This is a genomic window from Variovorax sp. GW460-12-1-14-LB1, assembly GCF_059423605.1.
Window position 1 is genome coordinate 1 of record NZ_JBWKYF010000047.1, and the last position, 12840, is coordinate 12840.

Consider the following 12840-nt stretch of genomic DNA (forward strand, 5'->3'; position numbering starts at 1 on the left):
CCACCGCCCTGCGAGAAGGCGTCGCCGCCCTTGCCGCCGGCGCCGCCCGTGGAAGATCCCGTGGCCGTGTAGCTGCCGAGCGGGCCGCTGAGGATCGAACCGTAGCCGCCCGCGCCGCCACCGCCCGCGGCCCAGTACCCGTTGCCGCCCGCGCCACCGATGCCGCCGGTGTAGCTGTCGGACGAATTGGCCACGTTGTTGGCGATCGACATGCCCTGGAAGCCACCGCCGCCGCCCCCGCCGTAGCCGTTGCCGTTGGCCGCGTCACCGGTCTGCGCCTGGCCCGCGCCGCCGGCGTCGCCCTGGAACGCCCCGGGGCCGGTGGGCGTGCTGGCCGCGCCGGCCGCGCCGCCGGTGCCCGGCGTGGCACCGCCGAAGCCGCCGATGCTGGCGTTGGCCCCCGCCGTGACGCCGCCCGGCGTGGACGATCCGCCCGCGCCGCCGAAGGCATTGACCGTGGTGTCGTTGAGCCCGCCGCTGCCGCCCGTGCCGTCGCTGCCGCCCGTGCCCGCGTTCAGCGACGCGTCACCGACCGGCTGGCCACCCGCACCGCCGGCCGCGAGCACCGGCACGACGCAGACCCACAGCGCCGCCGTTGCCGCCGCCGCCGCCACCGCGCGCACGCCGCCCCCGCTGCACGATCGCGCGTGGCCGCGCGCGATTTCCGGCGCGGCCACCCAGGTGCCGGCGGTGGGACTCCACAGGGTTCGGAAGATCTTGTTCATGACTCAACTCCCTCTTCGTTCACTGACTGGGCAGGTGGACCTCCGTGTGCAGCAGCAATGGCTTGCTCCTCCCCACGGCGACGATTTCGGATGTGCAAGTCAAAAATGTAAGAACGCGTGCCAGTTACGCGTATCCCTGCAAGGGGCTACCCTGAAACGGGGCGACCGGCCCCATGCGGGGCCACTCCGCCTCTGTCAGGCCCTTCGGTAGACGGTCTACCCTGTCGCGTATCCATACGTAACATGTGACTTTTGGACAGCACAATCTCTCGCCCTGGGCGCGGCGCCCAAAAGAAAAGGCACCCTCGCGGGTGCCTTGTTCGTTGCGGATGCGCCCTGGGCGCGCGCTGTCAGTCCAGCGACACGTTCGCCTTGCGGATCACGTCGGTGAAGCGCTTCGTTTCCGTCGCCACGAACTGGTCGAACTGCGGGCGCGTCGTCGGGAACGGCTCGTAGCCGAAGCTCTTGAACTTCTCCAGCACGTCGGGTTCGGCCAGGCCCTTCTCGATGTCGCGCTTGATCTTGTCGGTGACCGCGGCGGGCAAGCCCTTCGGCACGGCGATGGCGTTCCAGCCGATGACCTCGAAGCCCTTCGGGCCGCCCGATTCGCTCACGGTCGGCACGTCGGGGAAAGCGGCCACGCGCTGGGGCGCTGCCGCTGCCAGGAAGCGCAGCTTGTTGGCGCGCTGCAGCGGGCCGGCGGTGGCGCTGCTGCCCAGCGCAAAGGCCAGCTCACCAGTGGCGACCGAGGTGTACAGCTGCGTGGTCTCCTTGTAGATCACGTGCTCCATCTGCGTGCCGGTGGCCGACTCGAACAGTTCCGAGCCCAGGTGCACCGGGTTGCCGACCGACCACGAGCCGTAGTCGAGCTTGCCGGGGTTGGCCTTGGCGTCGGCGATCAGGTCGCCCACGGTCTTGTACTTGCTGTTGGTCGCGACGGTGAAGAAGAAGTAGGTCTTGAACAGCGGCAGCAGCGCGTCGAAGTCCTTCGACGCGTCGTAGGGCAGTTTCTTGAACAGCGCCGGGTACGCGGCCAGGTGCACGTTGTCCAGAACGATGATGTCGTGGCCGTCTTTCGCACCCCGCTTGAAGGCGTCGATGGCGATGAAGCCGTTGCCGCCCGGGCGGTTCTCGACCACCACCGGCTGGCCCCAGGCGCGCGAGAGCTTGTCGGCCACGAGGCGGGCCACGCCGTCCGGACCACCGCCGACCGGGAACGGCGTGATGATGCGCACGGGCTTGGTCGGGAAGGCTGCGGGCTGCTGTTGTGCCGAAGCGGTCAGCGGCAGCAGGCCGCCGGCAGTCAACGCCAGCACGGCTGCAGCGATGGCGCGGCGCGAAAGCGACGAACGGAAGAAGGACATGAGAGAAGTCTCCGGTTTGATGAATCGTTGATGGGTGGGAAGCGGTGCGTCGCCGCTCAGTCGACCGACGCGCCCGAGGCCTTGACGATGCCGGCCCACAGCGCGCTTTCCTTCGCGATGAGCGCGGCGTACGCGGCCGGCCCGCCGAGCAGCGGCACGGCGCCTTCCACGTCCAGGCGCGACTGGAACTCGGCGCCGCCCGCCACCTGCAGCATCTGCGCCGACAGCGTCTTCACGAACGCATCGGACGTGCCGCGCGGCGCGAGGATGCCGTAGGTGAGCGTGCTCTCGAAGCCCGCGAGTTCGCGCAGGCCCGACTCGGCCACGGTCGGCACGTCGGGCAGCGACGGCAGGCGCTTGGCACCGGTGACGGCAATGGCGCGCAGACGCCCGCCCTTGACCAGCGCAAGCGCGGGCGGGATGACGCTGAACATCATCTGCACCTGACCGCCCGCGAGGTCGGTGAGCGCGGGGTTGGTGCCCTTGTAGGGAATGTGATTGATCTTCGTGCCGGTGCGCTGCGCGAAGAGTTCGCCCGTGAGGTGGCCGCCCGTGCCGCTGCCGCTCGAGGCGTAGTCGAGCAGCCCCGGGCGCACCTTGGCCTCCTTGACGAGGTCGGCCACGCTGCGCACCTTCGAGGCCGCGGGCACCACAAGCACGAGCGCGGACGAGGCGAACATGGCCACGGGCACGAGGTCCTTGCGGGCGTCGAACTTCAGGCCCTTGTACAGCGCCGGGTTGATCGACACGGTGCCCGTGTGGCCCAGCAGCAGCGTGCTGCCGTCGGGCGTGCTGCGCACCACCTGCTCGGTGCCGAGGTTGCCGCCCGCGCCGGGCTTGTTGTCGACGATGACGCCGGACTTGCGCACCTCGCCCAGGCCCTTGGCCATCTGGCGCGCGAACACGTCGTTGCCGCCGCCGGCCGCGAACGGCACGACGATGCGGATCGGCTTGGCATCGCTCTGCTGCGCGTGCGCCGGCAGGCCTGCTGCTGCCAGCAGGCCCAGCAGCAGCTCGCGTCGGGCGAGCGCCATCAGACGCGTTCCAGGATCACGGCAATGCCTTGCCCCACGCCGATGCACATCGTGCACAGCGCGTAGCGGCCGCCGCCCTTGTGCAACTGGTTCACCGCGGTGGTGGCCAGGCGTGCGCCGCTGGCGCCGAGCGGGTGGCCCAGGGCGATGGCGCCGCCGTTGATGTTCACGCGCGCGTCGTCGTCCTTCAGGCCCAGGAGGCGCAGCACGGCGAGGCCTTGTGCGGCGAAGGCTTCGTTGAGTTCGATGACGTCGATCTGGTCGAGCGTGAGGCCGGTGAGCGCCAGCACCTTCTGCGTGGCGGGCGCCGGGCCGATGCCCATGATGCGCGGCGCAACGCCGGCCGTGGCCATGCCGACCACGCGGGCGCGCGGCGTGAGGCCATGCTTGGCGGCGCTGGCTTCGTCGGCCAGCAGCAGCGCGCAGGCGCCGTCGTTCACGCCGCTGGCATTGCCGGCGGTGACGGTGCCGTCGGGGCGCACGATGGGCTTGAGCTTGGCCAGCGCCTCCAGCGTGGTGTCACGCGGATGCTCGTCCTTGTTGACGATGAGGGCGTCGCCCTTCTTCTGGGGCACGCTCACGGGCACGATCTCGGCGTCGAAGAAGCCGGACTTCTGCGAAGCCACGGCGCGCAGCTGCGAGTTGAGCGCCATCAGGTCTTGCGCTTCGCGCTCGATCTTGTAGTCGGTCGCCACGTTCTCGGCCGTCTCGGGCATCGAGTCGACGCCGTACTGCGCCTTCATGAGCTTGTTGACGAAGCGCCAGCCGATGGTGGTGTCGTACACCGCGTTGTTGCGGCTGAAGGCGCTCTCGGCCTTGGGCATGACGAAGGGCGCGCGGCTCATGCTTTCGACGCCGCCGGCGATCATCAGACCGGCTTCACCGGCGCGGATGGCGCGCGCGGCGGTGCCCAGTGCATCGAGGCCCGAACCGCACAGGCGGTTGATGGTGCCGCCGCCCACTTCGATCGGCAGGCCCGCGAGCAGCGCCGACATGCGCGCGACGTTGCGGTTGTCTTCGCCGGCCTGGTTGGCGCAACCGTAGAGCACGTCGCTCACGGCCTGCCAGTCGACGTTCTTGTTGCGCTCGATCAGTGCGCGCAGGGGCACGGCGCCGAGGTCGTCGGTGCGCACGCTGCTGAGCGAACCGCCGTAGCGGCCGAAGGGGGTGCGGACGGCGTCGCAGATGAAGGCTTGGGTGGTCATGTGAGTTGTCTCTTGAATGGGTGGAACGGATCAGGCGGCGATCGGAAGGCCGACCAGCGTCTCGAGTTCTTCGCGGCTCAGGCCCTCGACGGTGTCGACGAGCTTCAGGCCCTGCGGCGTGCATTCGAGCGTGGCGAGGTCGGAGTACACGCGCTTGACGCAGCCGATGCCGGTGAGCGGATAGGTGCACTGCTGCACCAGCTTGCTCGCGCCCTGCTTGGTGAGCAAATCCATCATGACCCACGTCTGCTTGGCGCCGATGGCCAGGTCCATCGCGCCGCCGACCGCGGGAATGGCGTCTTTCTCGCCCGTGTGCCAGTTGGCGAGGTCGCCGGTGGCCGACACCTGGAATGCGCCGAGCACGCAGATGTCGAGGTGGCCGCCGCGCATCATCGCGAAGCTGTCCGAGTGGTGGAAGAACGAGCCGCCCGGCAGCAGCGTGACGGGCTGCTTGCCGGCGTTGATGAGGTCGTAGTCTTCTTCGCCGGCCTCGGGCGCGGGGCCCATGCCGAGGATGCCGTTCTCGCTTTGCAGGATGACCTCGCGGCCCTGCGGCAGGTGGTTGGCCACCAACGTGGGCTGGCCGATGCCGAGGTTGACGACAGCGCCGTCGAAGATGTCTTGTGCGACGCGGGCTGCCAGTTGGTCTTTGGTGCGACGGGTGTATGCCATGGTCATGCTGCCTTCTTGAAGCCGCCGGCTTGGGTCGCCACGCGTTCGATGCGCACCACCTGGTGCACGAAGATGCCCGGGGTCACGATGCTCTCGGGGTCGAGGGTGCCGAGTTCGGCGATGTCGTGCACGGTGGCGATGGTCTTCTTCGCCGCCATGGCCATCACCGGGCCGAAGTTGCGCGCGGCCTTGCGGTAGACCAGGTTGCCCCAGCGGTCGCCGCGCTCGGCCTTGATGAGCGCCACGTCGCCGTGGATGGGGTACTCGAGCACGTACTGCACGCCGTCGATCTCGCGCGTTTCGCGGTTGCCGGCCAGTTGCGTGCCGTAGCCCGTGGGGCAGTAGAAGGCGCCGATGCCGGCACCCGCCGCGCGGATGCGCTCGGCCAGGTTGCCCTGGGGCACGAGCTCGAGTTCGATCTTGCCGCTGCGGTACAGGCCGTCGAACACCTGGCTGTCGGCCTGGCGCGGAAAGCTGCAGATGATCTTGCGCACGCGGCCGGCCTTGAGCAGCGCCGCCAGGCCCGTCTCTCCATTGCCTGCGTTGTTGTTGACGACCGTGAGGTCCTTGGCGCCCTGTTCGACGAGACCGTCGATGAGTTCGCCTGGAATGCCGGCGGTGCCGAAACCGCCGATGAGCACCGTGGCGCCGTCTTGGATGCCTGCCAGGGCATCGGCGACCGAGCGCGCGATCTTGTTGATCATGAAGCCTGTCTCCGGGAGTGAAGAAAGAAACCGAACGGTCCGAACACCCTGCCGAATTCACGAATCCTCGCGAACCGCAATTTGTTCGTCTAAAGAACTTTTGTTCGTATAATGAATTTTAGAGAGGATCGCTCGCCATGGCAACCCACCCCGTTTCCGCTACGTCCACCACCGACACGCCCGCCCCCGGCGACAGCTACGTGCAGTCCTTTGCGCGCGGCCTGCAGGTGATCCGCTCGTTCAGCGCGAGCGCGCCGCACCAGACGCTGAGCGAGGTGGCCGCCGGCAGCGGCCTCACGCGTGCGGGGGCGCGGCGCATTCTTCTCACGCTGCAGACGCTGGGTTATGTGGTGACCGACGGCAAGCTCTTCACGCTCACGCCGCGCATCCTCGACCTGGGCTTTGCCTACCTGTCGTCGATGCCGATCTGGAACCGCGCCGAGCCCGTGATGGAGGCGCTGGTGCAGCAGGTGCAGGAGTCGTGCTCGGCCGCCGTGCTCGACGCGACCGACATCGTCTACGTGCTGCGCGTGCCGACGCAGAAGATCATGCGCATCAGCCTGGGCGTGGGCTCGCGGCTGCCGGCGTACTGCACGTCGCTGGGCCGCCTGCTGCTGGCCGACCTGGGCGACGACGAGGTGCGCGCACGCCTCGAGGCCTCGAACCTCGAGGCGCTGACCAAGCACACCGTGACCGACATCGACGCGCTCATGGCCAAGGTGGCCCAGGCGCGCAAGCAGCAGTGGTGCCTGGTGAACCAGGAACTGGAAGAAGGCCTGATCTCGGTGGCCGCGCCCATCGTGAACCGGCAGGGCCGCATGGTGGCCGCGCTCAACATCAGCGGGCAGGCGAACCGCACCAGCGCGAAGGTGATGCAGGAGACGATGCTGCCGGCGCTGATCGATGCGGCACGGCAGGTGTCGGCGCTGCTGTAGGCCATCCACGCACGGCCCCGGCCCCTTTCAGGAACACCGCGGAACCGGCTTTGCCGGGCCGCTGGTGTTGCCCCCGGTAGGGGGTTGGAGAAGCGACACGAAGTGCGCGAAGCCTGGGGGCGAGCTCAAGCTTCTGAGCGAATGCCCTTCATGAGGATCACGCCGCCCAGCCGCGTGGTGTCGGCGCGCATGCGCTTGGCCAGTGTGTCGGGCGAACCGGGCTGCGCCTGCCAGCCGGTCTTGAGCAGTTCGCCGCTCACCTCGGGCGAACTGATCACCTCGACCAGCGCGGCGTTCAGCTTGGCCACGGCGGCCGGCTTCATGCTCGCGGGCGCGGCGAGCGCGGTCCAGATCTCGAGGTCGGCGCCGCGCACGTCGGCGTCGCGGATCGTCGGCAGCTCGTTGACCAACGGGCTGCGCTCGGGCGAGGTCACGCCGATGGCCTTGAGCTTGCCCGACTTCACGTGCGGCATCGCCAGGCCGGGCGGCAGCAGCGCCAGCTGGATCTCGCCCGCGAGGATGCCGGCGATCACCTGCGGGTTGCCGGTGTAGGGCTTGTGCTGCGCGGTGATGGCCGCGCGGCTCTTGAGCAGTTCCATGCCCAGGTGGCCCACGGTGCCCACGCCCGGCGTGCCGTACTTGCCGGCGCTGCCCAGGTTGCGCACCCACAGCAGCAGGTCGGCCGCAGACTTGCCCGTGGCGCTGCCCGACACCACCAGCACCAGCGGCGCGGTGCCGATCAGGCCGACGGGCGCGAAGTCTTTCTCGGGGTCGAAGTCGAGCGAGGGGTTCAACAGCTTGGCGATCGTGAGGTTGCCGTTGATGAGCGCGCCAATCGTGTGGTCGTCCGTGGCCTTGGCCACTTCGGCGGCCACGAGGTTGCCGCTGGCGCCGGGCTTGTTCTCCACCGTCACCGGCTGGCGCAGGAGCTTCGAGAGCGGCTCCGCGATGGCGCGCGCCGCCAGGTCGGGCGAGGCACCCGCCGGAAAGCCCACGAGGATGCGCACGGGCTTGGTTGGCCAGGCGGCATCGCCGCCTGCTGCGCGCTGGGCCCACGAGGCCGGCGTGAACAGCGAGGTGGCAATGGCTGCAGCGCCGCCTTCGAGCAGGCGGCGTTTGGTGATCTTCAAAACGGACTCCAGAGGGATGGAAAAATCAGGGTAAACACGTGCATTTTGCTTACGAGACGTTACATGATGATGCTGCAGCGCACAAGTTCGGCACAACTGTGAATAGGGCCATCGCAGGGCTCCGTCAGCTTGGTATCCAGAGGTGACGGGCGCATTTACAATGCCTGCCGCATTCCCCTTCCCCACCAACGAGGTCTTGTCCGCAATGCCCAAGAGCCCCCGGCCTCGCGCCCGCTTCAGCTTCTCCCCCACCGTGCGCGCCCTGCTCCTGGCCGTTGCGGCCTGCGGCGCCGCGCTTCCCGCGCTGGCCGCGACCGAGCACGAAGAGGTCGACCGGCTGATGCAGTCCGGCAAGCTCGACGAGGCCATGACCAAGGCCGAGGCCTTCCTCAAGGACAAGCCGCGCGATCCGCAGATGCGTTTCCTGAAGGGCGTGATCCAGCTCGACACCGGCAAGCGCGCCGAGGCCATCGCCGCCTTCACCCAGCTCACGCAAGATGCGCCCGAGCTGCCCGAGCCGTTCAACAACCTCGCCGTCATCTACGCGAGCCAGAACCAGTTCGACAAGGCCCGCAACGCCCTCGAAAGCGCCATTCGCACCAACCCCAGCTACGCCACCGCCCAGGAAAACCTCGGCGACGTGTACGCACGGCTGGCCAGCCAGGCCTACAGCAAGGCGCTGCAGCTCGACCAGAACAACACCGCGGTGCAGCCCAAGCTGGCCGTGATCCGTACGCTCTTCACCGCTCCGCCGGCGGCCGGCTCGAAGGGCTCGACCCTAGTGGCTTCGGCCACGACGACGCCCGCACCGGCACCGGCTGCGAAGGCCCCTGCCCCGGCGCCTGCGCCCGCACCGGTCGCCAAGGCACCCGCTCCGGCACCCGTGCCCGCTCCTGCTCCCGTCGCCAAGGCACCGCCTGCGCCCGCGCCGGCCCCCGCCGCCGCGCCTGTCGCACCGCCCGTCAAGGTGGCCGCAGCCCCCGCGCCGGTTGCCAAGACGCCTGAACCGGCACCGGCACCAGCGCCTGCTGCAGCCCCGGCTTCCAACGCCGAGATCGAATCCGTCGTGCGCGGCTGGGCCTCGGCCTGGGCCAGCCAGGACATGGACCGCTACCTCGCCGCCTACGGCAGCGACTTCGTGCCCGCCGGCGGCCAGAGCCGCAAGGCCTGGGAAGAAGACCGCCGCGCGCGCATCGTCGGCAAGTCCAGCATCAGCGTGAACCTCGAGAACCTCGCGATCAAGGTCGACGGACAGACCGCCACCGCCAAGTTCCGCCAGATCTACCGCGCCGACAACCTCAACATCGCGAGCCGTAAGACGCTCGAGCTGCAACGCTCCGGCAACCAGTGGCACATTCGCAAGGAAAGCGTCGGCGGCTAGTGGCAGACATCGTCCGGCACGGCCGGCTTCAGACCCTCCCGTTCCCGCTGCGGAGCGGGAAGCTGCTCGCGGCCTTGACGGCCGCTTCTGCGCTCCTGCTGGCCACGCCCGGCGCCGCGCTCGCAGCCAACAACAGCAACAGTTCCAGCAAGTCGGCCACCGCCAAGACCAGCGGCACCAAGGCCGCCAAGGCCGGCGGCAGCCGTGCGTCTGCCAAGGAAGCCCGAGGCGGCAAGGCCGGCAGCGGCGCCAGCAAGACGCAGCTGCAGGCCAAGGGCAAGCGGTCCACCGTCGCAGCAGACAACGCCGGCGCCACGCGCCCGACCCGCAAGACCGCCAGAACCGCCGCGCCGCTGCAGGAAGCCAGCGGCGCCGAGGCCCGCCTGATCGGCGTCTACGAACTGTTCGGCCGTGGCAAGACCCGCGAGGCCTTGGCCAAGGCCCAGACCCTCGTGCGCGACCACCCGAACTTCCAGCTCGCGCAGCTCGTGTACGGCGACCTGCTCGCAGCGCAGGTGCCGCCCTCGAACGCCATGCCCGACACCGCCGGCATCGCGCGCCTGCGCGGCAACCCGGCCATGGTCGAGCTGCACGAGGAATCGCGCCGCCGCCTGCAGGCCCTGCGCGAACGCCCGCCCGCCGGCACCGTGCCCTCGCAGTTCCTCACCCTCTCGACCCGCAGCCGCTTCGCCATTGCCGTCGACGCCTCGCGCTCGCGGCTGTACCTGTTCGAGAACTCCGACAAGGGCCTGAAGCTCGTTGCCGACTACTACATCTCCGTCGGCAAGTCGGGCACCGACAAGGCCGTCGAAGGCGACGCGCGCACCCCGCTGGGCGTGTACTACATCACCAGCAGCCTCGACCCGCGCTCGCTGAAAGACTTCTACGGCGCCGGCGCCCTGCCCATCAACTACCCCAACCCGTACGACGTGCGGCGCGGCAAGACCGGCAGCGGCATCTGGCTGCACGGCACCCCGCCCCAGCAGTTCGCGCGGGCGCCGCTGGCCAGCGACGGCTGCGTCGTCATGGCCAACCCCGACCTCAAGCAGCTGCTGCGCAAGGTCCAGATCGGCGCCACCCCCGTCGTCACCGCGCGCAGCCTGCAATGGATTTCGCAGCCGCAGGCCGAAAAAGAAACAAAGAAATTCGCCGATTCAATTACCGCCTGGAAAGACGCGCGCGCCAGCGGCAATGAAGCGCAATTGAAAAAATTCTATTTGCCGGATTTCCAGCGCGCCAGCCGCAAGCCCGTCGATGCCGATGGGGTACTCCGCGACGAATTGACCTACGCACAAGGTAAACGAGTGCAAATCAAGGACACGTCGTACCTGCACTGGCGCGACACCGAGGACACCATGGTCGCCACCTTCGGCGAGGTGTTCGAGGGCGAGAAGAACGGCCGCACCCGCCGCCAGTACTGGCTGCGCCAGGGCGGCGAGTGGAAGCTCTTCCACGAAGAAATCCTCGGCTGAGCCCACATCACCGAAGGGGTCTCGGCCCCAAAAGTGTGATTTATTGCCCAAACGGAGCCGCCTTGTCGAGTGTTACAAATTGCACTCCTAGGTACCGCGCTACGTAACACGTAACGGGCATGTTCCCGTAACGCTCAACTTCCGGACGTTCCCACGCCCGTAACGCGTTCCCCTCGTCCATGCCAGTGTGCATGCGGTTTACAGAGGGAAACGAACATCTCCAGACTGTGAATAAGTGACCTTTTCTGCCCCGTTGTGGGGGCCGAACGAGGCTGGCCGCCTTCCTGCTTTACCCCTCCGAGTAGCACATCCGGGACTCGATCCGGTGTGTTTCTCCTGTTGATACACGGAGTTACGCTGTATAACATCCACCGTGCCAGCCTTTGTTAACACTTCCTTTCAGGAGATCACCATGCTTAGTTCTATTACTCGTTTTCTGCGCGATGAAGAAGGTGCTACCGCAATTGAATATGGACTGATCGCTGGATTGGTTGCTATTGGAATTGCCGTCGCCTTGACGGCTCTGGGCACTGATTTGTCGGGTCTCTTTGGAAGAATTTCTACGAAGCTGAAGGCAGCCGTATAAGCGTCGGTTGTGCACAGCGCGCGGACCGCAGGCAATCGATGACTCTGACGACAGTTTGGTTGTTGTGGCTCCTTCTTGTCGCTACCTATGATTTCCGACAACGCCGCGTCCCTAACTGGCTTGTGCTCGTTGGCGCCGCCTTGGCACTCGCGGCCTTGTGGTTGGGGTCCGGGCCTCTCGGACACGATTGGCGTGCGGCACTTCTTGGCGCAGGAACAGGCTTTGCGTTTCTCCTGCTCTTCTACGTCACCGGCTTCATGGGAGCTGGGGACGTGAAATTCACTGCTGCTTTGGGACTGTGGGTTGGCCTGTCGGCCCTGGTGCCGATCTGGATCATTGCCAGCCTAGTAGCTGGCGCCCACAGCGTCCTCTGGCTCGCACTCAAGCGCTGGCCTTTTTTTCCGCGTCTGGCCTTGGTGCTTGCCGGCCCGTCACGCACCCTCGAGCCCGGCGGCCCATCCCGCCGGATTCGCATCATTCCTTACGCAGCCTACCTTGCGTTGGCCGCCGCGGCGTGGATGGTTTGGGGGCGACAGAGCTAGCCACGGCCAACTCTGCCCCGTCTCGCAGGCCCTTCATCTTTTCCCCGTGATCGCTTGCTCCCCTCCTTCAGTTCGCCGCCCATGATCAATCTCACCAAAATCATTGCTGCCATCCTGGTTCTGTTGGCCATCCTGCTGGGGGTCTATGCCTGGATGCTCGGTCGGCAGCCCGCACCAAAGGCCCCTGCGGCCTCTGAACGAGGGAGCGAGCAGACAAAGAGCCAGCCCGCAGTCACCTACCCCGTCGTCGTCGCCGCAAAGCCGCTGCCCGCGGGTCAAGTCATTGCAGCAGATGCCCTGCGCGTCGAGCATCTCACCGTCAATCCTGCGGGCGCTTTTCAAGAGGTGGCAGCGGCGGCCGATCGCGTTCCGGTACTCGATCTCTCAGAGGGCACGCCCGTGATGGAGAACCAGTTGGTCTCGGGCCTTGCCCTTCGCGTGGGAGCAGGCGAACGCGCAGTCGCTGTCAAGGCCGACGAGATCATGGGTGTCGGCAACAAGATTCAGCCCGGAGATTTCGTCGACGTGTTCATCACGCTGAAGTCGGACGGCAAGGACGTCGATCGCAGTCAGGCACGCCTGCTTCTCTCGCGCAAGCGCGTGCTCGCCTTCGGTTCGGCATCCGTCGATGGTCTTCCTTCGAAGACGGCGGACAAGCAGCAACAACAAGCTCAGCGCACCGAGCCTGCCCGCACCGCCGTCCTGGCGGTGCCCGTCGATGACGTGAACCGCCTCACGATCGGCGACTCGACCGGTCGGCTGATGCTCGCGCTGCGCAACCCGAACGACATGGGGGAACCCGACCCCAAGCTCTTTGCCGATCTCCCGACCGCACTGCAGCCTGCCTCGGTCCGCCCCGGCGAGCCTCGCCGCCCGCCTCTGGAAGGACTGGACCGTGCACAGGCAGGTTTGACGGCACTCGATCTTGTGACTGGAGGCAAGAACGTCGCCAGTCGCCCGGCCTTGACTGAAGCCCGCGCCATTTCAACTGGCACACGAGCACCCCAAGCAGGTATCGCTCGCGGCGGCCTTCAAGTCGAAGTCATTCGCGGCGACCGCAGCGAAACCATGAGCTATTGAGTGCAGCGCA

13 protein-coding genes are annotated in these 12840 nt (G+C 67.6%); 6 read left to right on the top strand and 7 right to left on the bottom strand.

Annotated elements, in window-relative coordinates; genetic code table 11:
• From AC07Y4_RS21840 to AC07Y4_RS21865, 6 genes are all read right to left on the bottom strand, one after another.
• Positions 1 to 725: ESPR domain-containing protein (locus AC07Y4_RS21840; RefSeq protein WP_495275078.1), on the bottom strand; the 725-nt coding region annotated here is incomplete at its 3' end.
• A 350-nt stretch (positions 726 to 1075) separates the two neighbouring features.
• On the bottom strand, positions 1076 to 2089 hold the full coding sequence (locus AC07Y4_RS21845) for a Bug family tripartite tricarboxylate transporter substrate binding protein (RefSeq protein WP_159279280.1): 1014 nt from the start codon (positions 2087 to 2089) through the stop codon (positions 1076 to 1078).
• Positions 2090 to 2145: 56 nt separating this feature from the next.
• Positions 2146 to 3123: a Bug family tripartite tricarboxylate transporter substrate binding protein gene (locus AC07Y4_RS21850; protein ID WP_495275079.1), complete on the bottom strand. Its 978-nt coding sequence runs from the start codon at positions 3121 to 3123 to the stop codon at positions 2146 to 2148.
• Entirely contained in the window at positions 3123 to 4328 is a 1206-nt protein-coding gene (gene pcaF, locus AC07Y4_RS21855; protein WP_062482451.1) for a 3-oxoadipyl-CoA thiolase, read from the bottom strand. The genes AC07Y4_RS21850 and pcaF overlap by 1 nt, the downstream gene beginning before the upstream one ends.
• Before the next feature lie 30 nt (positions 4329 to 4358).
• A complete protein-coding gene (locus AC07Y4_RS21860) occupies positions 4359 to 5006 on the bottom strand; it encodes a 3-oxoacid CoA-transferase subunit B (protein ID WP_062482449.1) in 648 nt (215 codons plus the stop codon).
• Positions 5003 to 5704 carry a 3-oxoacid CoA-transferase subunit A gene (locus AC07Y4_RS21865; protein ID WP_495275080.1) on the bottom strand — a complete coding sequence of 234 codons (702 nt, stop codon included), beginning with the start codon at positions 5702 to 5704 and terminating at the stop codon, positions 5003 to 5005. Before AC07Y4_RS21865 ends, AC07Y4_RS21860 begins: the two co-directional genes overlap by 4 nt.
• A 137-nt stretch (positions 5705 to 5841) precedes the next feature.
• Between AC07Y4_RS21865 and AC07Y4_RS21870 the strand changes: the two genes are divergently transcribed.
• Positions 5842 to 6639, top strand: coding sequence for an IclR family transcriptional regulator domain-containing protein (locus AC07Y4_RS21870; RefSeq protein ID WP_495275081.1), 798 nt, complete (start codon positions 5842 to 5844; stop codon positions 6637 to 6639).
• Positions 6640 to 6764: 125 nt separating this feature from the next.
• On the opposite strand, the gene AC07Y4_RS21875 is transcribed toward AC07Y4_RS21870, so the two are convergent.
• Entirely contained in the window at positions 6765 to 7769 is a 1005-nt protein-coding gene (locus AC07Y4_RS21875; protein WP_307696987.1) for a Bug family tripartite tricarboxylate transporter substrate binding protein, read from the bottom strand.
• Positions 7770 to 7974: 205 nt separating this feature from the next.
• Between AC07Y4_RS21875 and AC07Y4_RS21880 the strand changes: the two genes are divergently transcribed.
• The 5 genes from AC07Y4_RS21880 (at position 7975) to cpaB (ending at position 12830) form a co-directional block, all read left to right on the top strand.
• On the top strand, positions 7975 to 9150 hold the full coding sequence (locus AC07Y4_RS21880; protein ID WP_495275082.1) for a YybH family protein: 1176 nt from the start codon (positions 7975 to 7977) through the stop codon (positions 9148 to 9150).
• The gene (locus tag AC07Y4_RS21885) at positions 9117 to 10622 is read left to right on the top strand and encodes a L,D-transpeptidase family protein (protein ID WP_495275083.1); all 1506 of its coding nucleotides are present in this window, start codon (positions 9117 to 9119) and stop codon (positions 10620 to 10622) included. The genes AC07Y4_RS21880 and AC07Y4_RS21885 overlap by 34 nt, the downstream gene beginning before the upstream one ends.
• A 412-nt stretch (positions 10623 to 11034) precedes the next feature.
• The gene (locus AC07Y4_RS21890; protein ID WP_495275084.1) at positions 11035 to 11208 is read left to right on the top strand and encodes a Flp family type IVb pilin; all 174 of its coding nucleotides are present in this window, start codon (positions 11035 to 11037) and stop codon (positions 11206 to 11208) included.
• A 38-nt stretch (positions 11209 to 11246) separates the two neighbouring features.
• Positions 11247 to 11750: an A24 family peptidase gene (locus AC07Y4_RS21895; protein WP_495275085.1), complete on the top strand. Its 504-nt coding sequence runs from the start codon at positions 11247 to 11249 to the stop codon at positions 11748 to 11750.
• 81 nt (positions 11751 to 11831) lie between these two features.
• Positions 11832 to 12830 (top strand): Flp pilus assembly protein CpaB, encoded by a 999-nt coding sequence (cpaB, locus tag AC07Y4_RS21900; RefSeq protein ID WP_495275086.1) that lies wholly within the window; start codon positions 11832 to 11834, stop codon positions 12828 to 12830.
• Positions 12831 to 12840 lie beyond the last annotated feature (10 nt).

What these genes read in the sequence shown, in the direction of transcription:
- AC07Y4_RS21845 (WP_159279280.1), bottom strand. Translation starts at nt 2,089, where the DNA reads ATGTCCTTCTTCCGTTCGTCGCTTTCGCGCCGCGCCATCGCTGCAGCC.
- AC07Y4_RS21850 (WP_495275079.1), bottom strand. Translation starts at nt 3,123, where the DNA reads ATGGCGCTCGCCCGACGCGAGCTGCTGCTGGGCCTGCTGGCAGCAGCA.
- pcaF (WP_062482451.1), bottom strand. Translation starts at nt 4,328, where the DNA reads ATGACCACCCAAGCCTTCATCTGCGACGCCGTCCGCACCCCCTTCGGC.
- AC07Y4_RS21860 (WP_062482449.1), bottom strand. Translation starts at nt 5,006, where the DNA reads ATGACCATGGCATACACCCGTCGCACCAAAGACCAACTGGCAGCCCGC.
- AC07Y4_RS21865 (WP_495275080.1), bottom strand. Translation starts at nt 5,704, where the DNA reads ATGATCAACAAGATCGCGCGCTCGGTCGCCGATGCCCTGGCAGGCATC.
- AC07Y4_RS21870 (WP_495275081.1), top strand. Translation starts at nt 5,842, where the DNA reads ATGGCAACCCACCCCGTTTCCGCTACGTCCACCACCGACACGCCCGCC.
- AC07Y4_RS21880 (WP_495275082.1), top strand. Translation starts at nt 7,975, where the DNA reads ATGCCCAAGAGCCCCCGGCCTCGCGCCCGCTTCAGCTTCTCCCCCACC.
- AC07Y4_RS21890 (WP_495275084.1), top strand. Translation starts at nt 11,035, where the DNA reads ATGCTTAGTTCTATTACTCGTTTTCTGCGCGATGAAGAAGGTGCTACC.
- AC07Y4_RS21895 (WP_495275085.1), top strand. Translation starts at nt 11,247, where the DNA reads ATGACTCTGACGACAGTTTGGTTGTTGTGGCTCCTTCTTGTCGCTACC.
- cpaB (WP_495275086.1), top strand. Translation starts at nt 11,832, where the DNA reads ATGATCAATCTCACCAAAATCATTGCTGCCATCCTGGTTCTGTTGGCC.